This window comes from Cellulosimicrobium sp. So1_17 (assembly GCF_055181235.1).
The window spans coordinates 2,455,023-2,477,428 of sequence record NZ_CM143702.1; the positions used below are offsets into that span (position 1 = coordinate 2,455,023).

A 22,406-nucleotide genomic window follows, 5' to 3' on the forward strand; every position below is an offset into this window, starting at 1 on the left:
TCTAGACCTCTCGTCGACCGCGGATGAGCATGTCGACGACGATAGCGAGCAGCAGGACCGCTCCCGTCACGATGTACCGCGTCGCCGTGTCGAGGTTGAGCAGCGTGAGGCCGTTCGCGATCGACTGGATGACGAGCACGCCGAGCAGCGCCGACCACGCGCTGCCACGCCCGCCGAACAGGCTCGTGCCGCCGATGACGGCCGCCGCGATGGCGGTGAGGTACGTGTCCGCGCCGCCCGTGCCCTGGTTCGCGGCGGCGAGCCGGCCGGCCGCGAGGACGCCGCCGAGCGCCGCGAACGTGGAGCACGCGACGAAGCACGACACGACCGTGCGGCGCACCGCGACGCCGGCGAGCAGCGCCGACCGCCGGTCGCCGCCGACGGCGCGCACCGACCGCCCCCAGCGCGTGCGCCGCAGGAGGACGTCGACCACGACGACGAGCGCGACGAACAGCACGACCGTGTACCCGACCCCGCGCGCCGTGCCGAGGTACGCGACCGTGCCCGCGAGCACGACGGCGAGGATCCCGGTCCGCACCGCGATGCGCGCCACCCCCGGCGCGGGGAGCTCTGCGCGCACCCGGCGCACGTGGTCGACCACCTGGACCGCGAGGTACCCGGCGACGACGACCACGACGACCGCCCAGGCGGCGGCCTGCGGCAGGAAGCCCTGCTGGACGGTGCGCACGAGCCACGACTCGAACGGGAGGTTGATCGAGCCCTTCGGCCCGAGGACGCGCAGCTGGACGCCCGCGAGGATCAGCAGCCCGGCCAGCGTGAAGACGAACGACGGCAGCCCGAGGCGCGTCGACAGCGCGCCGTACCCGAGCCCGACGACGACGCCCACCGCGAGCGCCGCGAGGATCGCGAGCGCGACGGGCCACCCGAGGCTCACCGTCCCGACGGCGAGCACGGCCGCGGCGAGACCGCTCACCGAGCCGACGGACAGGTCGATCTGCCCCACGAGCAGCACGAGGACGACGCCGAGCGCGATCATCCCGGTGGGCGCGCTCTGGAGCGTGAGGTTGACGAGGTTCTCGGCGGACAGGAACGCGGGGTTGATCGCGCCGAGCACGGCCCAGATGAGCAGGAGCGCGCCGACGATCGGGAGCATGCCGAGGTGCGCGCCGCGGACCCGCTGCACGACGGAGCCCGAGAGCGTGCCGTGACGGTCGGCCGCGCGGTCGAGGGGGACGCCCGCGGAGGGGCCGGGGACGCTCATCGCGGCACCGCCCTCGGGCCGCCGGTGCGACCGGGGCGCACGGCACCCGTCATCGCGGCGAGCAGGTCCTCGTACGACGTGTCGCCCGCGAACTCGCCGTGCACGCGCCCGAGCCGGAGCACGAGGATGCGGTCGGCGACGGCCTGCAGCTCGCCCGCCTGGTGGCTCACGAGCACGACGGCGTGGCCGCGCTCGCGCAGCTTCTCGATGAGGTTGAGGACCTCGGCGGTCTGGCGCACGCCGAGCGACGCCGTCGGCTCGTCGAGGACGAGCACGCGCGGCGCGCCGAGGAGGGCGCGCGCGACGGCGACGACCTGACGCTGCCCGCCGGACAGCGCCCGGACGGGGAGCCGCACGGACGGGACGGTCGCCGCGAGCTGGTCGAGCAGGCCCCACGCCTCGCGCTCCATCGCGACCTCGTCGAGGAACGGTCCGTGGACCGTCTCCTGCCCGAGGAAGAGGTTCTCGACGACGTCGAGGTCGTCGACGAGCGCGAGGTCCTGGAAGACGGCGGCGATCCCGAGCTCGCGAGCCGCCTTCGGGGACGAGATGGCGACGGGCTCGCCGTCGAGCAGGACCTGCCCGGTGTCGGGGCGGAACGCGCCGGCGACGACGCCCGCGAGCGTGGACTTCCCCGCGCCGTTGTCGCCGACGACGGCGAGGACCTCGTGCTCGTGCACGTCGACGTCCACGTCGACGAGCGCGCGCACGCCGCCGAAGCTCTTCGACACGCCGCGCAGGGACAGCACCGGCTGGGGCGCGCTCACGAGGCGGCCTCCAGCAGTCCGACGTCGAGGCAGGCCTCGACGTAGTACGGGGTGCAGATCTCGTCGACGGTGTAGACGCCGCCGTCGACGAGGACGCGCTGCACGTCGTCGGGCCCGACGGCGCGGGGCGCCAGCAGGAGGCTCGGGACGCCGTCGATCACGGCCGTGGCGCGCGGGTCCTGCCCGCGCAGCAGCCGCACGGCGAGCTCCGCGGCGGTGCGCGCCTGCTGCGAGGTCGCCTTGTAGACCGTCATGTACTGGTCGCCCGAGATGACGCGCTGCACCGCGGCGAGCTCGCCGTCCTGGCCGGTGGTCGGCGGCACGGGGTCGAGGCCGGCGGCCTTCATCGCGGCGATGGCGCCCCCCGCGATACCGTCGCTCGCGGCGAAGACGCCGTCGACGCGGCCGGGGTACTGGGTGAGCTGCCCCTCGACCCACTCGGTGGCCTTGTCGGGGCTCCAGTCGGGGGTGTCGTACTCGGCGAGCACGTCGATGTCCTCTCCGTCGAGAGCGCGGTGGGCGCCCGCGGCGAGCGCCGCGGAGTTCGGGTCGGTCGGCGACCCCTGGACGAGCAGCACCCCCGGTCGGCCCTCCGCGGGCGGGTCCTCCTCGGCGCGGGCCTCGACCGCGCCGACCAGGGCCTCCCCCATGAGGTAGCCGATGAGCTCGTTGTCGAACGACACGTAGTAGTCCGCGTCGGCGACGAAGCGATCGTAGGCGATGACGGGCACCCCGAGGCGCCGGGCCTCCGCCACGACGCTCACGGCGGCGACCGTGTCGACGGCGTCGAGCACGAGGACGTCCGCCCCGCGCGCGAGCATCGACTCGGCCTGCTGCTGCTGGTTCGCCGCGTCCTGCGCGGCGTTGGCGTACAGCACCTCGCACGTGGGGCAGCGCCGCTCGACGACGGACACGAACGTCGGCCGGTCCGTCGTCTCGTACCGGGCCGTCTTCGCCTCGGGCAGCAGGAGCCCGATCGTGCCCTCGGTGGGGCCGGTCTGCTCCGCGCCCTGGTCGACGGCGCAGCCCGCCCCGAGCGCGAGCGTCACCGCGGCGAGCGCCGCGACGCGGAGGGCCCGACGACGCGGTGCGGGCCGCGCGGCCCCGGGTCGACGGCTCACGCCCCCACCCCCAGCGCGCCGCTGACGCGGGCCGTGTCGAGCGCGACGGCCAGCGCGCCGCGGACCTCGGCCGCGGAGCCCAGCGCGGACGCGACGACCTCGACCGGCCCGGCCGTGCTCGGCACGGTGCGCTGCTCGAGGACGGTGCGCAGCGGTCCGAGCAGGATCTCGCCCGCCTCGGCGAGCTGCCCCCCGACGACGACGATCTCGGGGTCGACGAGGTTGCACAGGTTCGCCGCGGCGACGCCGAGGTGCTGCCCGGCGTCGAACAGGACGCGTCGGCAGCCGGGGTCGCCCTCCCGGGCCCGGGCGATGACGTCGCGCAGCGTGAGGTGGCCGCGGCTCTCGGACAGCATGCCGAGCAGCACGTTCGCCCCGACGAACGTCTCGAGGCAGCCGCGGTTGCCGCACCGGCAGATCGGCCCGTTCTCGTCGATCGTCACGTGCCCGATCTCCCCCGCGACCCCACCGCGCCCGTGCACGAGGCGGCCGCCGAGCACCAGCCCCCCGCCCACGCCGTGCGAGACGCGCAGGTAGGCGACGGCGTCGTGGCCCTGGGCCGCGCCGAACCGGGTCTCGGCGAGCGCGCCGAGGTTCGCGTCGTTGTCCACGGTGACAGGTGCGCCGACCTCTGCCTCGAGCAGCTCGGGGACCACCACGCCGTCCCACCCGCGCAGCATCCCCACCGTCGCGATCCGCCCGGTGCGCACGTCCACGGGCGCTGGGACACCGACCCCGACGGCGAGCAGCTCGCCGGGCGCGGCGTCGACCGAGGCGACCATCTCCTCGACGAGCATCGCCGCGCGCTGGAGCCCCGTGTCGGCACGGTGGTCGGGCGCGAGGGGCATGCGCTGGTCGGCGAGGACCCGCATCGAGGCGTCGGCGAGCGCGACGCGCAGCGAGCGGGTGCCGAAGTGGACGCCGGCGACGAGGCCGAGGTTGCGCGCGAGCGTGACCTGCAGCGCGCGCCGGCCGCTGCGCGTCGACGGCGACGTGTGCAGGACGCCCGCGCCGGTGAGCTCCTTGACGATGTTGGAGACGGTCGCCGGGGACAGCCCCGTGACGCCGGCCAGCTCGATCTGCGTGAGGGAGCCACGCTGCTGGACGGCGCTCACGATCCGGGCTCGGTTGGCCTCACGCAGTGAAGTCTGCGAGCCCGGGGTCACCCGGTCAGCGCGCACGAGCGCCAGAATAGCTCCTTGCGTTCACTTCCTGGCCTGAACTGCGAGGCCGAGGGTGCCCCGGGTGCGCCGGTCCGACGGTCGGACGACCGGCGCACCCCGGGCGGTTCCGTCAGCCGCAGGTCGGAGCGGGGTGCTCCGGCCTGGCGACGGTCTCGCGGTCGTCGCCGGCGTCCGACGGTCGGACGGTGACCGTCACGGCGTCGGCCTGCGGGTCCGCGCCCCGCACCGCGAAGGACTGGTACGCGTTCTTCCCCGGCGCGACGCCGGTGAACGTCTTCGTCCCGTACGGGGTGGCGATCTCGACGTCCAGCGGGACGTCGTCGTCGTTGACCGCACGGACGGCGAGGTAGGGCTTGCCCGCGAGGCACCGCACGTCGGCGGTGACGGTGACCGCCACGCCCTCGGGGGCCTCGGGACGCTCGATGACGCCGTCGACGCCCTGGCCGCCCACCCGCACCGTGATCGCGTCGAGCGAGCTCGCGGCGGACCGGTAGGTGTAGTCGAGCACGCCCCGGCCGTCGGCCGTGACGAACGCGACGTGGTCCAGACCGTCCACGCCGTCCGCCGTCCCCTCGACGACGAGGACCGCACCCGGGGAGAACCCGGACCCGTGCAGCGTGACCGACTGCGTGTCCGCCGCGAAGTCCACCTCGAACGCCGTTTCGGCGCCGGGGACGACCTCGCGCAGCGCCGAGTGGGAGAAGGACTCCTCGCCGGCCGCGAGGTCCTTCGTCCAGGCACCCGCCACCGGGGCGAGCGTGCCGTCCTGGACCAGGAGGTAGGACAGCGACGCGGGCGTGGTGCCCTCCGGCAGCGAGATCGGCAGGTCGCCGTCCTGGTTGCCGTCCTCCGTGTCGAACGTGACCTCGCGGTAGCCGAGCATCCGGTTCGCGTCGTCGTACGCCACGGCGATGCTGCGGATCTTCTGCCCGGTCGGCTCCGTGCTGAGCAGGTAGCCGATCGACGCCGTCGTCCCGCTCACCTCGGACGTCAGCCGGATCATGTCGACGGGCTCGTCGAGCTCGTCGCCCACGAAGGTGACCTGCGGGTCGCCCCACACCCCCTGCGCGGGAGCCGTCGCACCCTCGACCGGGAGCATCACGAGACGCAGCGCCTCGTACGGGTGACGCTCGCCGTCCTCGCCCTCGTACGTCAGGTCGAGGTCGAACCGGTGCAGGTCACGCTGCACCTCGAGGTCGCCCGTGTACCCGGCGTTCGCCAGGACCGGAGAGGTGCCCAGCTCGTCCCAGCCCTCGGTCGGCACGTCGGCGCCCGTCGCCCCGGCGTAGAAGCCGTTCGTGAGCGCCGCGGCGTCGCGCGCACCCCACACGGCGAACCGCACGGCCGCGCCGTCGCCGCCGTCGGGCTGCATCGTCCAGTCCACGCCGACGTCCGCCGTGAAGCGCAGCGCGTCCCGGTGGGACACGTCGACGTCGAGCACCTGCGCGGCCCGGCCGGCCAGGCCGTGCTCGTACTCCCGGACGACGGCACCGGCGCCCTCGCCGCTCTCGCGCAGGCGCAGGGTCGCGTCGCCCCCGGCGCCCTCGCTGCGGTCGAGGTAGACGCCCCCGGAGCCGCTGTACGCGTACAGCAGGTTGCCGTGCAGCACCGCGGCCTGGTCCTCGCCGTCCTCGGCGATCGAGCCGGGGATCGTGACGAGGTCGCCGACGTACGCCTGCTGGCCCTCCGGGGACTCCGCGCGCTCGAACGTGACCTCGTAGGTCTCGGTGCCGACGCGGACCGTCGCAGTGCCCGGGACCTCCGTGGCCTGGGTGACGTGGACGAAGAGACCACGGTCGTGGTCGACCGAGACCGTCGGCACGTCGGCGCCGGACCCGAGCACCAGCGTGTACTCGTGCACCTCGGGGTCGAAACCGGGCAGCGTCGCGCCGTCGAGCGAGATCCCGTGCAGCTGAGGGTCCTCCGGCAGGTCGACGGCGATGCGCGGGTCGCCCCACACACCCTGGTCGTGGCCGTTGTCGCCGTTGGCGTTCATGACGAGGCGCAGCGCCTCGTAGCGGGCGGTCCCGCCGTCCGCGTCGTAGGTCAGAGGGACCTCGTCGAACGCGAAGTCGTTCCGCCCGGAGATCACCGGGCTGGCGGCGAGCTTCGTCCAGCCGTCCGTGACGACGGTCCCGGTCCCGGCGGACCCCGGGGCCATCGGGGCGTAGTAGTCGGCGGTCAGGGCGTCGACGTCCGGGTGGCCCCACACCTCGAAGACCACGCTGGATCGCGTCGCGCCCGAGCCCGACCACTTCGACGGGTCGATCCCGCCGGTGCCGGAGAACGTGGTCACCGCGTGGTCGGAGATGTCGAGGTCGACGATCTGGTGCGCGTTGCCCTGGAACCCCTTCTCGTAGGTGCCGCTCGCCGTCTGGAGGGCGGCACCCGTCCCGCTGACGTCCTCGAAGATCCGCGAGTAGCCGCTGTACGCGTAGAGCAGGTCGCCCACGCCGGGCTGCCCGCCGGTGTAGGCGCCGGACGCCGACACGGTCGGCGGGACGTCCACGAGGTCCGAGACCGCGAGCACCGGTTGCGGCTCAGGGGCCCGCGTGATGTTCACGGTGTAGTCCACCGACGACGCACCGGACGTCACGTGCAGCACGGCCGTCCCGGGGATCTCCGTCGGCTGGTCGATCGTCACCGTGGTGCCCTCGGGCGCGGTCGCCGTGACCTCCGGCAGCAACGACTCCGGGTAGTACTCGGGGAGCGTGAAGTCGTAGCCGAACGTCTCCGGCGTGAACCCCTCCAGCGGCATGCCGTCGACCGCCACGGAGTCCAGCAGCGCGAACGTCGGCGCCGGATAGATGGCCTTGGACCGCGCCATCGGGTCGGAGCCGGCCTCGAGCGGCGTCAGCGTGTACGTGTAGTCGAGCAGCGCCGCGTCGGTCTTGCGGATCATCGCCGACGGCGGCTCGGAGCCCCAGTCGAGGTTGCCGACGCCCTTCTGGTGCTCGAGCACGCGCAGCACCACGTCGTCCGTCCGCTCGGCCTCGTGCGGGTAGCGCTTCTTGGAGCTGAAGGACGACAGCGACTCCGGCGTGTGGTGGAGCGCGACCGCCTCCAGGGGGTCGCCCGAGTAGCCCTCGCCGTACGTCATGGAGGCGAGCAGGCCCGTGCCGTCGTCGTCGGTGAGCGCCATCCAGCGCACGTCCGTCTTGTTGCCGTTCTCCTGGATGCGCGGGTAGGGCACGAACTGGTCGGTGACGGTGCCGGACCACACGCCGACGTTGTTGCCCGCCTTGCGGTCCCAGTACGTCTCCGACGGCCCGCGCCCGTACCACTCGACGTTCTCGAACCGGCTCGGGAGCTGCATCATCATGCCGAACTCGCCGAGCTGGTCGGGCGCCTCGGCGGACGGCACGAGCCGCGCGCCCACGACGACCGTCCCGTCGGCGTACACCGTGTACATCGTCGTGTACGCGCTGCCGTTGCGCAGCGCCGCGTTGACGACGATCTTCGTCGTCCCGCCGTCGCCGCCCAGCGTGTTGACGGAGACGTCCTGCAGGTCCTCGCCCTGGTTCAGCCAGGCCTGGTAGCCCTCCGGCGTAGCGAGGTTGTGCGCGTTGCCGCGCACCGCGCCGTTCTGGTCGGTCTCCGCGCGGAAGAACGAGCCGACGGGGGCCTTGGTGACGAGGTCGTCGTCGCCGACCCGGTACGTGTCCAGCAGGCCCGTGGCCTTGTCGACCGCGACCGTGAAGGGCGAGCCCTCGGGCGTCGTGCCCGTGACGGTCACGGCGTCGTCGGTGGTGTCGGTGCGCGACGCGCCGAGCGCCTCCGGGTCGACGACCTGGTCGACGCCCCGGGCGTCGAGCGCGAACTGGGCGCTGCCCTGGACGTAGCCCGCCTCCGCGTAGGGCGTGGCGGCGGCGAGCCGGTACTCGACGAGGAGCTGGTACTCGGCCCCCGGCGTCGGGTCCTCGATCCCGTACGGGAGCGTCACCGTCGTCGTCGAGCCCGCGTCCACGTCACCCGTCGGCGGCGCGAGGTCCGCCTCGGCGTCGGTCAGCGTGCCGCTCTGGACGGTCGTGCCGTCCTCCTGCAAGGACCACACGACGTCGTAGTAGTTGGCGTTCTTGAACCGGTTGAGGTTCGTGATCGTGACCTGGCGCTCCGCGCGCTGCGCGTCCGTCTGGGAGAACTTGAGGTCCTGGTACTGCTTCTTGACCTCGTAGGCGCCGGGCTTCCACGTGCGGTCCGGGAACAGCACGCCGTTCATGAGGAAGTTCCCGTCGCCGGACACCTGCGGCCAGCTGCCGTCCATGCCGAAGAACAGCTCGTCCCGGGTGACCCCGTCGGACGTGTCCGCGCCCTCCTTGAGCGTGAGCGCCGACTGGTCGACGTAGTCCCAGATGAACCCGCCCTGCTGGCGGTGGCTGCCCTCCATGATCTCGACGTAGCGCGACAGCTCGCCGCCCGTGTTCCCCATGAAGTGCTGGTACTCCATCATGATGAACGGCTTCTCCGCCGTCGGGCGGTTCGCGGCGCTGTAGGCCGGGTACATCGCGCCGATCATGTCGACGCGCGGGTTGCCGTTGTCGCCCTGGTAGTGGACCAGCTTCTCGCCGTCGAGCTCCTTGATGACGTCGATCATCGTGTCGAAGTTCGGGCCGGTGCCCGCCTCGTTGCCGAGCGAGTAGATGATCACCGAGGGGTAGCCCTTGTCCCGCTCGACCATGCTGCGCATGCGCTGCTCCATCGAGACCGTGTACCGCGAGTCGTTGCCCGGGAAGTCACGGCTCGTCAGCGAGGGGTCGATGGCGTACGGCGTGTTGTTGATGCCGTCGCGCCCGTTGTGCGACTCGACGTTCACCTCGTCCATGACGTACAGGCCGTACTCGTCCGCGAGGTCGAGCAGGTGCGGGTCCGGCGGGAAGTGGCTCGTGCGGATCGCGTTCATGTTGAGCTGCTTCGCGTTGCGCACGTCGGCCACGACGTTCTCGTACGGCACGTGGTGCCCGAACGCGGGGTCGTTCTCGCCGCGGTTGACGCCGTAGAGCTCGATGTTCTGGCCGTTGATGCGCATGTTCGACGTCGAGTCCGACGTGCCCGCGTGCTCCATGTAGAACTCGCGGAAGCCCACGCGCTTGCCGAAGGTCTCGAGCGTCGTGCCGTCCGCGTCCGTCAGCTCGAGGACCAGCGTGTAGAGGTTCGGCAGCTCGGCGGACCAGAGCGCGGGGTCCTCGACGGTGGTGGTGAGGTCGGCGGTGCTTGTCTCGCCGGCGCCCACCGTCACGGACGTGCTCACGGGCTCACCGACCGGCTCGCCCTGCGCGTCGAAGAGGTGCGCCTTTACCGTGCGCTCGGCGGCCTCCGCTGACGTGTTCGCCACGTCGACCTCGACCTCGAGCTGCGAGGACGAGTAGTCGTGGTCCGTGAACGTCGTCTCGACGTCGTAGTCGTACACCGCGACGTCGGGCTGGACGGTCAGGTAGACGTCGCGGTGGATCCCGGCGAAGTTCAGCCCGTCCTGGCTCTCCAGGAAGCTGCCCGTGGTCCACCGGTACACCTGGACCGTGATGAGGTTCTCGCCCTCGTGCACGTAGTCGGTGACGTCGAACTCCGACGTGCTGAAGCTGTCCTCGCCGTACCCGACGACGGCCCCGTTCACGGAGAGGTAGAAGCCGGACTCGACGCCGAGGAACGACAGGATCAGCCGGTTGTCGGTGATGTCCTCGGCGGTCAGGTCGAGCGTGCGCATGTAGGTGCCGACCGGGTTGAACGCCGTCGGCGCCTGCGCTGCGTCGAAGTCGCCCTGGTTCGGGACACCTCCGCCGGAGGACTGGAAGGGGTAGTCCTGGTTGTTGTAGATCGGGAAGTCGGTGCCCAGGGCGCCCGCGTACCTGCCGGCCACCTGCCAGCTCGACGGGACCTCGATGTCCTGGTACCCCTCGTCGGGGATGGTCGTCACGCCGGAGACGTCGGGCTTGTCGGCCGGGGCGTCCACCTGGTTGAACTGCCACGTGCCGTTGAGCAGGCGGATGTTCTCCGACGCGCGCTGCGCCTGGTGGAGGGTCGGGTTGGCCTTGGCCTCGTCGACCGTGTCGAACGGCACCATGACCGAGCGTGACGGCGTCTGACCGACCTTCACCGCCGTCGGCGTCGTCCACTCGGTCCCGGTGACCTCCGGGTTGTCGACCGCCTGGACGGCCGGCGCGGCACCGGCCGCCGGAGCGACCAGCCCCGACACGGCGAGCCCTGCGGCGGTCGCGACCGCGACCGCCCATCGTGCGGGCCTGCTGTGGACAGGACGTCCGGGGACGTCGCTCGTGCTTCGCATCTCTCTCCTTCGAGGGCGCGGTGCTGCTCAGGGTGGCTGCGCGTCGGCGACGACGCGGACCGGAGGACTGCCAGGACGGGGGGCGACGCGCGGGTCGCACCGCAGGGGACGAGCGCTCGGGGGACCAGCGCACGCGCAGTCTACGATCACATCTCAACAAAAAACAACACGACCCATCATGACGGTGGCGCGGCCCGCCTCGCCGCCGAGCAGCCCTTGCCCACCCGCGCGCCAGGCCCGGCGCGGCAGTCCACCCCGGGTCACGCGCGCCTTGCGTCCAAGTCATGATGGGAACATCACGAAAGAGTCTCGGCTGCGTTCATTTCTTGACATCAAGCCCTGGCCGACGTTGTATGGGGCTCGGGTTCGAGGGCGCACCGATGCGCCCGGCCGACGACGTGGACCTCCCCCGTCCGCCCGCCGGCCCCCGACACCGAAGAAGGCGTAGGGATAGACACGATGCGACTCACTCGCAGGACGAGCGCGACGGTGGCCGGTGCCGCCCTCGTGGGTCTGGCACTCGCCGCGTGCAGCGGCGGCGGTTCCGGTGACGACAACACCGAAGGCGGTAGCGGCGGCGGCGACGAGGTGGAGGTCTTCACCTGGTGGGCGGCCGGCTCCGAGAAGGCGGGCCTCGACGCCCTCGTCGGCGTGTTCGACGAGCAGCACCCCGACACCGAGTTCATCAACGGCGCGGTCGCCGGCGGCGCAGGCTCCGCCGCGAAGGACCTCCTCCAGTCCCGCCTCCAGGCGCAGGACCCGCCGGACACGTTCCAGGCGCACGCCGGTGCGGAGCTCCAGGACTACATCGACGCCGCGCAGATCGAGGACGTCTCCGACCTGTACGACGAGTTCGGCCTCACCGACGTGTTCCCGGCCGACCTGGTCGACCGCGTCACGGCCGAGGACGGCGCGATCTACTCGATCCCGTCGAACGTGCACCGCGCCAACGTCGTGTGGGCCAACCCGACCGTGCTCGAGGACAACGGGATCGACCCCGCCGCCGAGTACGCCGACCTCGACGCCTGGATGGCCGACCTCGAGACGCTGAAGGCTGCCGGCGTCACGCCGCTGTCCGTCGCGACGACGTGGACCCAGGTGCACCTGCTCGAGACCGTGCTCCTCGCCGAGCTCGGCGCCGAGTCGTACACCGGTCTGTGGGACGGCTCGACCGACTGGGAGGGTGCCGAGGTCACCGGCGCGCTCGAGAAGTTCGAGACGCTCATGAGCTACACCAACACCGACCGTGACGGGCTCGACTGGCCCGAGGCGACCCAGATGGTGATCGACGGCAACGCCGCGTTCAACGTCATGGGCGACTGGGCGGTCGCGGCGTTCGAGGAGCAGGACAAGGCTCTCGGCACCGACTTCATCGCGTTCCCCGTTCCGGGCACCGACGGCGTGTTCGACTTCCTCGCCGACTCGTTCACCCTCCCGGTGGGCGCGCCGCACCCCGACGGCGCCAAGGCGTGGCTCGAGACCGTCGGCTCCCTCGAGGGCCAGGTCGCGTTCAACAAGGCCAAGGGCTCCATCCCGGCCCGCACCGACGCCGACCCCTCGGAGTTCTCCGAGTACCAGCAGACGGCGATCGAGTCGTTCGGCCAGGACACCATCGTGTCCTCGCTCGCGCACGGTGCCGCCGCGCCCGTCGCGACGCTCAACGCGGTCTCCGACGCGACGAGCAAGTTCACGTCCGGTGGGTCCGACCTCGCGACCTACCAGACCGAGCTCGCCGCCGCCGCGCAGGGCTGACCTCCGGGGTGCGGGGCCTGCGCGGGCGACGCGCAGGGCCCGCACCCGCACGCCCGGGCCGCCGCGCGTCGTCGGGCACCGCCCCGACGACGCGCGGCCGGCCCGTGCCGACCGCCTGACGCACAGTCCCCGACCCGGGAAGTCCAACCATGCTCAAGTCCCTGCGGCGAGCAGGCCCCGCGCTGCTCATGCTCGCCCCCTCGCTGATCCTCGTGGGCGTCTTCGTCTACGGGCTCATCGGCGCGAACTTCCAGACCTCGATCACCGACAACCACACCGCCGCACAGGCCACCGGCCAGCAGCCGTCGGTCGTCGTGTGGTTCCAGAACTACACCGACCTGCTGGGCAGCGAGGCGTTCCAGCACTCGCTGAAGAACCTCGTGCTGTACACGGTGGTGTTCCTCGTCGGCACGATGCTCATGGGATTCCTGTGGGCCTGGCTCCTCGACAAGCCCCTGCGGGGCGAGGGGATCTTCCGCTCGGTCTACCTGTTCCCCATGGCCGTGTCGTTCGTGGCGTCCGGCGTGGTGTGGCGCTGGCTGCTGAACTCGAACCAGGACGAGTCGGCGAGCGGGCTCAACCGCCTGTTCCAGATGGTCGGCCTGGACTTCCTGCAGAACAACTGGTGGAACAACGTCTCCTGGGGCATCACCGCGATCGCCATCCCGGCGATCTGGCAGCTCTCCGGGTACGTCATGGCCCTGTTCCTCGCCGGGTTCCGCGGTATCCCGGACGAGCTGCGCGAGGCCGCGCGCATGGACGGCGCGAGCGAGTGGAAGCTGTACCGCCACGTGCTGTTCCCGCAGCTGTCGCCCATCGCGCTCTCGGCGCTCATCATCATCGGCCACATGTCGCTCAAGGCGTTCGACCTCATCATGTCGATCTCCAAGCCGGCGAACTACCAGACCAAGGTGCCCGCCGTCGACATGTACGTGTTCAAGTCGAGCTTCGACTACGCGAGCGCCGCGGCCGTCGGCTCGATCCTCCTGGTCATCGTCGCCGTCGTCATCGTGCCGTACCTGATCCGCACCAACCGTCAGGAGAAGTGATGACGACCACCTCGACCCCGGCCGTCCCTGCTCCGGACGTCGTCGGCACGCCGACCGAGACCCGCCGCCCGCGGGGACGCGAGCGCTTCTCCCTCGGGCGCACGCTGCGCTACGCGGCCCTGATCGCCTTCCTGCTCATCGTCCTGATCCCGGTCTACGTGCTCTTCGTGACGAGCTTCAAGGGCGCCGGCGACGCGTCACCGGCACGCGCGTGGGCTCTGCCCGAGATCTGGACGCTCGACAACTGGCAGGCTGCGTGGGACTCGCTGGCGCCGGCCATCTGGCGCACGCTGCAGATGGTCGTCCCCGCCTCGATCATCGCCGCGTTCCTCGGGTCCCTCAACGGCTTCGTCCTGGCGCGGTGGTCCTTCAAGGGCGCGAACCTCGTCTTCACGCTCATCCTGTTCGGGATGTTCATCCCGTACCAGGCCGTGATCATCCCGCTCAACCAGCTCGTGCTGGGACTGGGCATCCCGAGCGGCGTCCCGACCCTGATCCTGCTGCACGTGGTCTTCGGCATCCCGATCACGACGCTCATCTTCCGCAACTACTACCAGACGATCCCGCACGAGCTCATCGAGGCCGCGCGCGTGGACGGCGCGGGCATGCTGCGCACGTACTGGTCGGTCGTGCTGCCGATCTCGGTCCCGGCGTTCGTCGTCGTGCTCATCTGGCAGTTCACCTCGGCGTGGAACGACTTCCTCTTCGCGGTGTTCTTCTCGTCCAGCCAGAACGGCCCCGTCACGCTCGCGCTGAACAACCTCGCGAACGGCGCGCTGCTGCAGAACTACGGCGTGTCGATGGCGGGAGCGCTCTTCGCGTCCCTGCCCACGCTGGTCGTCTACATCCTCCTCGGCAAGTACTTCGTCGGGGGCCTGATGTCCGGCTCGGTCAAGGGCTGACGACCGCGCACCCTCTCCCCGCACGGCAGAGCGGTCCCGCGAGGTGGTGCCCCGGTCCCTGACCAGGGCTCCACCTCGCGGCCGCGACGCCTCCGCCACCACCCGCACGACGCCGGTCGCCCCACCCAGCGCGACCGCGGCGCCGCGCGGTGCCGCGCCACCGCGCGGACCCCGCCGGCATCCGCAAGACGACGACGTCCCAAGGAGCCCCACCGCATGCATCCCACCGCCTCTCGACCCCCGTCCCCCGGGCCTCGCGCGTCCCGCTCGCACGCCGCCCGACGACTCACGGGCGTCGGTCTCGCCCTCGCCCTGCTGGCCCCCGTCGCCGCCGCGACGCCCGCCCTCGCGGCGCCGACAGCGCTGCCATCCGGGTCCCGGGCGGCGGTCCCCGCCGCCGTCCCGCAGATCACCGGGCACGACGTCGTGTCCCCCGACGGCAGCCTCGACCTCACGCTCGGCGTCGTCGACGGGCGCCTCACCTACGACGTCGTGCGCGACGGCTCGACGAGCGTCGTCGGCGCGTCCGGGCTCGGCCTCGCCCTGCGCGGCCCGGACGTCGACCTCACCACCGGCATGACGATCGAGTCGGTCGAGCGCGACGAGGTCGACGAGACCTGGACCCCCGCCTGGGGGACGCAGTCCTCCGTCCGCAACCACGCGAACGAGCTCACGGTGCACGCACGCCACGAGTCCGGTCTCGAGATCGACGTCGTCGCGCGCGTCTTCGACGACGGCGTCGGGTTCCGCTACGTCTTCCCGCAGCAGCCGGCGCTCGACGGGCCGTTCGTCGTCCTGTCGGAGTCCACCGAGCTCGCGCTCCCCGACGACCTCACGGCGTACTACCTCGAGGCCGGCAAGGACTGGCGTGCGGACGAGAAGCACTACAGGACCGCGCCGATCGGCGACGTCGCGACCGCCCAGACCCCGATCACGTTCTCGCGCGGCGGGGACCTGTTCCTCGCGGTGCACGAGGCGGACCTGACGGACTACGCGAGCATGAGCCTCAAGCGCGTCAGCGGGAGGCCCGGCACGTTCGTGAGCGAGCTGAACTCCCTGCCGGACGGGACCAAGGCGGTCCTGGACACGACCGCGGACGACTTCGCGACGCCGTGGCGGACCGTGCAGATCGGCCGCGAGGCGGGCGACCTCGCCGAGTCGCACCTGATCCAGAACCTCAACGACCCGTGCGCGATCTGCGACGTCGACTCCGACGGCGACGGCATCGACGACACGACGGACTGGATCGATCCCGCCACGTACACGGGCGTGTGGTGGGAGCTGCAGCGCCGCCACACGACCTGGAACGCGGGCCCGAAGCACGGCGCGACGACCCAGCGCATCAAGGACTACGTCGACCTCGCGGCCGACGCGGGGGCGAAGTACGTGCTCGCCGAGGGATGGAACACCAACGCGGGCGGGTCGTGGACCAACCAGGACTTCGTCACCCCGCAGGCCGACGTCGACATCGACGAGGTGCTGGCCTACGCGGAGTCGAAGGGCGTCGGGTTCGTCGCCCACAACGAGACGCGCGGCTACGTCGACTACTACGACACGCACATGGAGGAGATCTTCAGCCAGTACGAGGAGTGGGGCGTCCACGCGATCAAGACGGGCTACGCGACCCGGTTCGAGCTCGGCGGCGTGAACCGCAGCACCTTCGACCAGGAGGCGGTCGAGCACTTCCAGCGGGTCATCGACGCCGCGGCACGGCACAAGATCTCGATCAACGCGCACGAGGCGATCAAGCCCACCGGCAAGGAGCGCACCTACCCGAACATGATGACGGGCGAGGGCGTCGCGGGCATGGAGCAGCAGAACTACATGGGCTCGAACGGCAACCCGCCGGAGCAGGCCACGATCCTGCCGTTCACCCGCTGGATCGGCGGCCCGGCGGACTACACGCCGGGCGTGCTCGACGTGCTGTGGGACCCGGCGAACCTGGGCACGCGCGTGCAGACGACGACCACGACCCAGCTCGCGCTGTACACGACCTTCTACAGCCCGCTGCAGATGCTCGCCGACACCCCGGAGAACTACGCGAAGCACCCCGAGGCGTTCGAGTACCTGAAGGACATGCCGGCCACGTGGGACGAGTCGCACGTCGACGCCGAGATCGGTGACCACGTCACGACGGCACGCCGCAGCGGCGACGACTGGTACGTCGGCGTCGTCACGGACGAGAACGACCGCACGCTCGACGTCCCGCTCGACATGCTGGATGCCGACGTCACCTACGTCGCGGAGGTCTGGGCCGACGCCCAGGACGCGAGCTGGAAGGGGAACCCGACCGCGGTCGAGGTGACCCGGTCCCTCGTCACGGCGGACGACGTCCTCAGCGCGTCGCTCGTCGGTGCGGGCGGGCAGGCCGTGCGGCTGCGCCCGGCGACGGACGACGACGTCGCGACCCTCGCGCCGTACGCGCGCCCGAGCGTCGAGGCCGTCGGGTCACCGGCGACGTCGTACGACCCGGCGACGCGCACCGTCACGGTGACGCTCGAGGCGCACAACGCCGGCACGTCGGTCGCGGACGTGCGGCTCGTGCTCGACGGCGAGCCCGCGGACGTCCCGGCCGCGCGCATCGCGGGCGGCGGCTCGCGCGACCTCGTCTACACGCTCGCCGCCGACGACGTCCCGTACGTCGCGTCCTCCTCGCTCGCTCTCGTGGCGGGCGACGCGGACGCCGGCGAGCCCGTCGACGTCGCGCTCCTGCCGTTCCCGGACGGCGCCGCGCTGACGGCGCTGCTCGAGGACGCGCAGGCGGACGGCTCGCTGTCGTCCGCGACGGCGCGGGTCCTGCGCGACCGCGTGGACGCGCTCGTGTCCGCGGCGGCGGACGGCGACCTCGCGGGAACGGAGCAGGCGGCGCAGAGCATCCGCACCGTCGCCGTCACGCGCGGCCCGTCCGACGTCGACACCGCGACCCTCGCCGCGCTCGAGGACACGGTCTCGCCGTGGCTCGGGGACGCCGTCGGGCTGCCGGAGGTCCTGTCGGACCTGAGTGCGGCAGAGACGGACGGCGGGGTCGACCCCGCGTCGGCGACGCAGGTCCGCGAGCCCCTCGCCGCAGCGCTCCGGGCAGCGGTCCGGGGCGACGACGACGCCGTGGACCGCACGCTCGGTCGTGCGGTGGACGCCCTCCACGCCGCAGACGGCGACGCGGTCGCCGCGCTCTCCGCGAGGGTCGAGGCGCAGCGCGTCGACCTCGTCCTGGAGGCGGAGAACGGCACGCTGTCGGGCGGAGCGATCACGACGAAGGAGCACCCGGGCTACACGGGTACCGGGTTCGTGCGCACGCTGTCGAAGCTCGGAGCGGCGTTCGAGGTCGACGCCGACGTCGTCGCGGGGACGACCTACGACGTGTCGTTCCGCTACGCGAACGGCATGGTCGTCGCGCCGCTCGACCGTCAGCTCTCCCTCACGGTCGACGGCGAGAACGTCGGTCCGCAGGCGTTCCCGAACCTCGGCCAGGACGCCGACCGGTGGCGGCGCTGGGACTACTCGCCGTCGGCGCGCGTCACGTTCGACGAGGACGCCGGCACGGTCGGCCTGCTGTACGCGGCAGGCGACACGGGCAACGTCAACGTCGACCACGTGCGGCTCGTGCCGTCGCGCGGGGTCCTCGTGAGCACGCCCGAGCACGCGGTCGACGTCACCGTCGAGGCGCAGTCCCGCTGCCTCGCGGGGAAGGCGTACGTGTCCGTGCGGGCGCTCAACGCCGAGGACGTGCCCGTCGACCTCGCGCTCACCCTGCGGACCGCCGTCGGCGAGCGGACGTCCGCGTCGGTCACGCCCGGGACCAGCGCCTACCAGTCGTTCGCGACCCGGTCCGTCGCCGTCGACGCGTCCACCGCGACGGTCGTGGCGAGCGGCACGCTCGGCGGGGAGCCTCTCGCCGCCGAGGTCGCGGTCGACGTCCCGGCGGTCGACTGCGGCTGAGCCGTCGACGCACTCCCGATGCCGACCCCGGGGTTGCGCGGCACCAGAGCGGTCTGGTGCCGCGCAACCCCGGGTTCGGCAGTACCGCCCGCTGTCCGAGCACCGTATGCTGATAGCGCTGTCACCTCAGTGAGCCGGTTGCCCCGAACGGCGACACGCCCCCGGATCTCCTACCCGTCGTCGACGACGGGACCGACGAGAGGATGTCGATGACGACACCGACCACGCGCCCGCCGCGCGCCCGACGGACGGGTGCGCTGCTCGCGGCCGTCCTGACCGGGACCCTGCTGGTGCCCGCGTCCGCGGCGCACGGCGAGACCACCGCCGACGCCGCCGTCGACCACGGCGCACCCGACCCGATCGCCGCCGACTACTACGAGGCCCTGCTGCGGCACACCAACTGGGTCGAGACCGTCTGGGACGACGCCGCCGGCGTCTACCAGGCGAAGGACATGAACTTCGCCGTCGTCCTCGGCAACGCGGTGCTCCTCACGCACGGCGAGTACGACGCCGACATCGCCGGCGTCCCCGAGGCCGAGCTGCGCGCGCAGACGATCGCGACGATCGAGCACTACGCGGCGACGAACCGCTTCGTCGACCCCGCAGGGACGTGGGGCAAGAAGCTGTTCTGGGACTCGACGTTCCAGTCGTACTTCCTCGACGCGGGGACGCTGATGTGGGACGAGCTCGACGAGGCGACGCGGGCGAACCTCACGACGATCGCCGTCGAGCAGTCGCGCTACACGGCCGACCTGGACTTCGGCAAGGACCCGTTGTCGGGGAGCTGGACCGCGGACTGGCCGACCGGCAAGCACGTCGGCGACACCGCGCAGGAGGAGGCCGGCGTCTACACGCAGGCCCTCGCGCCGGGTCTCGCGTGGGCACCCGACGACCCCGACGCCGCCCGCTGGGACGAGCAGCTCGGCGACTGGGGGCGCAACGCCGCCGGCCAGCCGACCGCCGACCGCAACAACCCGGCCGTCGTGGCCGGGAAGCCGGTGTCTTCCAACACGATGCAGACGATCTACGACACGTACCTCGTCGAGAACCACGGCTCGTTCGGGCCGCACTACCAGTCGGACATCTGGCGGTCGGGCGCGCGCAACGCGATCCACTTCCTCCTGCACGACGAGCCCCTGCCCGAGATCCTCACGCGGCAGCCGAACTCGGCGGAGCTGTGGGAGGCGATCAAGCTCGTCATGTCCGAGCAGGGCGAGCCGTTCATGCCCATGGTGAACGACCGCGAGTTCCTCTACGGGCGCGACGTGCTGCCCATGGCCTTCCTCGGCCAGGTGCTGCGCGACCCCGACGCCGCCCGGGCGGAGGCCGGTCTCGCCGCCGCGCTCGAGGACTACCAGGGCTACGCGCCCGAGTACCGTCTCACCAAGTTCTCCGGCGAGCCGAAGTACGAGCCGGAGGCGCGCGCCGAGATCGCCATCTCCTACCTCCTGCACGTCGAGGCGGCGGAGCACGAGGACGGCCCCGTCGTGCCCACCCCGGAGGGCGAGCTCTTCGACCGCCTCGCGGGCGTCCGCGACTTCGGCGCAGGTCCGGGCCTCACGGTCCAGCAGACCGGCGCCGCGTGGGCCGCGGCCGGGAGCCGCAAGGGCTTCCTCAAGTTCCCGTGGGTGCCCGGGCACGACTCGTGGCTCTTCCACGTCTCGGGCTCGACCCCGTTCCTCTACCCGACGCCGGGCGCGACGGTCGACGACCGCGCCGTCACGACGTACACCGAGCCGCGCGACGGCTTCGAGGGCACGTCGTCCGTGTTCCGGATCGGTGCCGGCTACGCGGGCCAGGTCACGCTCCCGACGGGCTCGGCGCTCTACGCCTCGACCGGCGCAGGGGCCGACGACGCGAGCCTGTCCGTGCGCAACCTCGACATGGACGGCTACTCCGGTCTCGACGGCTCGCGCACCTACACGACCGCCGAGGGCGAGACGACGGCGTCGCTCCCGGTGACCCGGCCGGCCGACCCCGCGGACGCCCGGGCCGCGCGGGTCGACGACCTCACGTTCGAGCCGGTCACCGCCCGCTACGTGCGGATGCTCGGGCAGCAGGGCAACGCGCAGTACGGGTACTCCATGCACGCGTTCCACGCCTACGGCGCCGACGACGCGTCCCCCGTCGACCTCGCGGCCGGCCGGCCGGCCACGGCGTCCAGCCAGGACGCCGCGAACGGCCGCACCGCCGCCCGCGTGACCGACGGCAACCCGACCACGCGCTGGGCCGTCGCCGTCGCCGAGCGCGCCCGACCCGACTCGTGGATCCAGGTCGACCTCGGCGAGCAGACCACGGTCGGCGGCGTCCGGCTCGCGTGGGAGGCGAGCGCCGGGGCCAGGTACCTCGTCCAGACCTCGACCGACGGCGTCACCTGGACGACGGCGACCGCCTACGGCAAGGCACCCGCCGACGTGAACGTCGCGCGGCTCGACACCGTGGACCTCGTCCCCGAGGGCGCGACGGAGCCGGCCCCGGTCTCCGCCCGCTACGTGCGCATGCAGGGCGTGCGGGGCAACCCCGAGTACGGCTACTCGCTCTACCACCTGCGCGCGTTCTCGCCCGCGGGCACGGACGTCGCGGCGGGCCGTCCGGCGAGCGCGTCGAGCGCCGACGGCAGCAACGGCGCGGGTGCCGTCACCGACGGCAGCGCGACGACCCGGTGGGCCGTGTCGCGGGAAGACCGCACGCGTCCTGACTCGTGGGTCCAGGTCGACCTCGGCGCGGCCGTGGACGTCGCACAGGTCCAGCTCGGCTGGGAGTCCGCGGCCGGCCAGGAGTACCGGGTCCAGACCTCGCTCGACGGCACGACCTGGCACGACGCCGCGAGCTTCCGGTACACCGGTGACCAGGTGCTCGAGAGCGCCGGGGACTGGCTGAACGTCGAGGGCACGGCGGGCTTCGTCGTGCGGGGCTCCCAGGCGCCGATCAGCGTCTCGCGGGCGACCGACACGCGGCACGTCGTGCGCCTCGCGGACGGCGCGGACGGGCCGCGGCTCGTCGAGATGCTGCCCGGCGACGCGTCGGCGACCGCCGCGCGGGCCGCGGCGCCGCAGGCCACCGCCGACGCCGAGGACGTGCTCGTGAGCACGCTCGACGGGTACCTGACGGCGTTCAACCTCTCCGGGTCGGACGTGACGACCACCGTCACGGTCCCCCACGAGGGCTCCGACGTGGCGCTCTACGCCGGCACGCAGGTCGTCGGCGCGGACACGTCGTCCGTCGAGGTCACCGTGCCGGCGGGCTCGGCGGTCGTCCTGGCACCGCGGGCCACGCTGTCCGCCGAGCACGGGGCACCGGACGACGTGACGGGCGGCGTGACGGTGACGGTGCCCGACGCGCGGACGGTGCGTCTCTCGGTCGAGCGCAGCTCCGCGTCGGTGGAGGTGCGCAACACCGAGACGGGCGAGGCCCGCGAGACCCAGGTCTCGGCGTCGGGCACGACCGTGCGCTTCCCCGACGCGACGCCGTACCCGGTCGCCGACCACGCGCTGAGCACGCTCACGTTCCCGGCATCGGTGCTGCCCGAGGGCATGACGTCGCCGTCGCTGGCCGTCGACGGCGACCCGGCCACGGCCTGGGTCCCCGGGACGGACGGGCGGATGGTCACCGACCTCGGCGCACCGCGCGAGATCGGGTCCGTCGTCACGACCTGGGACGCCGACGGCGCACCCGACGCCGTGGTCTCGGTGAGCGACGACGGGCTGACGTTCACCGACGTGGGCACGATCGGCGGGGCCGTCGACGGCACCACCGTCCGCGGCTCGCTCGCGGTCGACCGGACCGCGCGGTACGTCGCGCTCAGCACGTCGTGGACGGACGGCGACCCCGCGCTCGCCGCGCTGCGCGTCCTGGCCCCCGGGGCGAGCGACCCGGACCTCCCGGCGCCGGTCGCGGTGACGGCGACGGCCGAGGTGCGCTGCCTGGCCGGGAAGCCGTACGTCGCCGTGCGCGTGGTGAACGACGACGACACGGCCCTCGACGTCGAGGTCACCACGCCGTTCGGTTCGCGGACGTTCACGCACGTCGTGCCCGGGAAGAACGCGTACCAGTCGTTCGCCGTCCGCGCGGCCGACGCGCCCGCGGGCGACGCGACCGTCACGGTGCGCCCGAGCGACGACGCCGACGTCCGCGAGACGGTCGTGAGCGCGTCGTACGAGAGGCCAGCCTGCGGCTGACCCGCTCCGCCG

General features: G+C 72.5%; 10 protein-coding genes. 5 read left to right on the top strand and 5 right to left on the bottom strand.

All coding sequences use genetic code 11. The features are described from left to right. Position 1: 1 nt before the first annotated feature. The 5 genes from ACZCLJ_RS10835 to ACZCLJ_RS10855 all read right to left on the bottom strand — a co-directional run bounded on the left by ACZCLJ_RS10835 (position 2) and on the right by ACZCLJ_RS10855 (position 10,574). Positions 2-1,222 (bottom strand): sugar ABC transporter permease, encoded by a 1,221-nt coding sequence (locus ACZCLJ_RS10835; protein ID WP_251152258.1) that lies wholly within the window; start codon positions 1,220-1,222, stop codon positions 2-4. Continuing rightward, positions 1,219-1,989, bottom strand: coding sequence for an ATP-binding cassette domain-containing protein (locus tag ACZCLJ_RS10840; RefSeq protein WP_251152257.1), 771 nt, complete (start codon positions 1,987-1,989; stop codon positions 1,219-1,221). Before ACZCLJ_RS10840 ends, ACZCLJ_RS10835 begins: the two co-directional genes overlap by 4 nt. Beyond that, on the bottom strand, positions 1,986-3,110 hold the full coding sequence (locus ACZCLJ_RS10845) for a substrate-binding domain-containing protein (RefSeq protein ID WP_463103678.1): 1,125 nt from the start codon (positions 3,108-3,110) through the stop codon (positions 1,986-1,988). The genes ACZCLJ_RS10840 and ACZCLJ_RS10845 overlap by 4 nt, the downstream gene beginning before the upstream one ends. Next, positions 3,107-4,225, bottom strand: coding sequence for an ROK family transcriptional regulator (locus ACZCLJ_RS10850; RefSeq protein ID WP_251152255.1), 1,119 nt, complete (start codon positions 4,223-4,225; stop codon positions 3,107-3,109). Before ACZCLJ_RS10850 ends, ACZCLJ_RS10845 begins: the two co-directional genes overlap by 4 nt. Before the next feature lie 178 nt (positions 4,226-4,403). Continuing rightward, positions 4,404-10,574 (bottom strand): glycoside hydrolase family 2 TIM barrel-domain containing protein, encoded by a 6,171-nt coding sequence (locus ACZCLJ_RS10855; RefSeq protein ID WP_463103679.1) that lies wholly within the window; start codon positions 10,572-10,574, stop codon positions 4,404-4,406. A 459-nt stretch (positions 10,575-11,033) separates the two neighbouring features. Between ACZCLJ_RS10855 and ACZCLJ_RS10860 the strand changes: the two genes are divergently transcribed. The 5 genes from ACZCLJ_RS10860 (at position 11,034) to ACZCLJ_RS10880 (ending at position 22,394) form a co-directional block, all read left to right on the top strand. After that, on the top strand, positions 11,034-12,326 hold the full coding sequence (locus ACZCLJ_RS10860; RefSeq protein ID WP_251152253.1) for an ABC transporter substrate-binding protein: 1,293 nt from the start codon (positions 11,034-11,036) through the stop codon (positions 12,324-12,326). Between the two features lie 149 nt (positions 12,327-12,475). Further along, positions 12,476-13,375: a carbohydrate ABC transporter permease gene (locus tag ACZCLJ_RS10865; RefSeq protein ID WP_251152252.1), complete on the top strand. Its 900-nt coding sequence runs from the start codon at positions 12,476-12,478 to the stop codon at positions 13,373-13,375. Continuing rightward, a complete protein-coding gene (locus tag ACZCLJ_RS10870) occupies positions 13,375-14,277 on the top strand; it encodes a carbohydrate ABC transporter permease (RefSeq protein WP_251152251.1) in 903 nt (300 codons plus the stop codon). The genes ACZCLJ_RS10865 and ACZCLJ_RS10870 overlap by 1 nt, the downstream gene beginning before the upstream one ends. Positions 14,278-14,493: 216 nt before the next feature. Then, positions 14,494-18,216: a glycoside hydrolase family 97 catalytic domain-containing protein gene (locus ACZCLJ_RS10875; RefSeq protein WP_463103680.1), complete on the top strand. Its 3,723-nt coding sequence runs from the start codon at positions 14,494-14,496 to the stop codon at positions 18,214-18,216. A 209-nt stretch (positions 18,217-18,425) separates the two neighbouring features. Further along, a complete protein-coding gene (locus tag ACZCLJ_RS10880) occupies positions 18,426-22,394 on the top strand; it encodes a discoidin domain-containing protein (protein ID WP_463103681.1) in 3,969 nt (1,322 codons plus the stop codon). The last annotated feature ends 12 nt before the right edge of the window (positions 22,395-22,406 follow it).

Coding starts and splice junctions, on each gene's coding strand:
- ACZCLJ_RS10835 (WP_251152258.1), bottom strand. CDS start 1,222: ATGAGCGTCCCCGGCCCCTCCGCGGGCGTCCCCCTCGACCGCGCGGCC.
- ACZCLJ_RS10855 (WP_463103679.1), bottom strand. CDS start 10,574: ATGCGAAGCACGAGCGACGTCCCCGGACGTCCTGTCCACAGCAGGCCC.
- ACZCLJ_RS10860 (WP_251152253.1), top strand. CDS start 11,034: ATGCGACTCACTCGCAGGACGAGCGCGACGGTGGCCGGTGCCGCCCTC.
- ACZCLJ_RS10865 (WP_251152252.1), top strand. CDS start 12,476: ATGCTCAAGTCCCTGCGGCGAGCAGGCCCCGCGCTGCTCATGCTCGCC.
- ACZCLJ_RS10870 (WP_251152251.1), top strand. CDS start 13,375: ATGACGACCACCTCGACCCCGGCCGTCCCTGCTCCGGACGTCGTCGGC.
- ACZCLJ_RS10875 (WP_463103680.1), top strand. CDS start 14,494: ATGCATCCCACCGCCTCTCGACCCCCGTCCCCCGGGCCTCGCGCGTCC.
- ACZCLJ_RS10880 (WP_463103681.1), top strand. CDS start 18,426: ATGACGACACCGACCACGCGCCCGCCGCGCGCCCGACGGACGGGTGCG.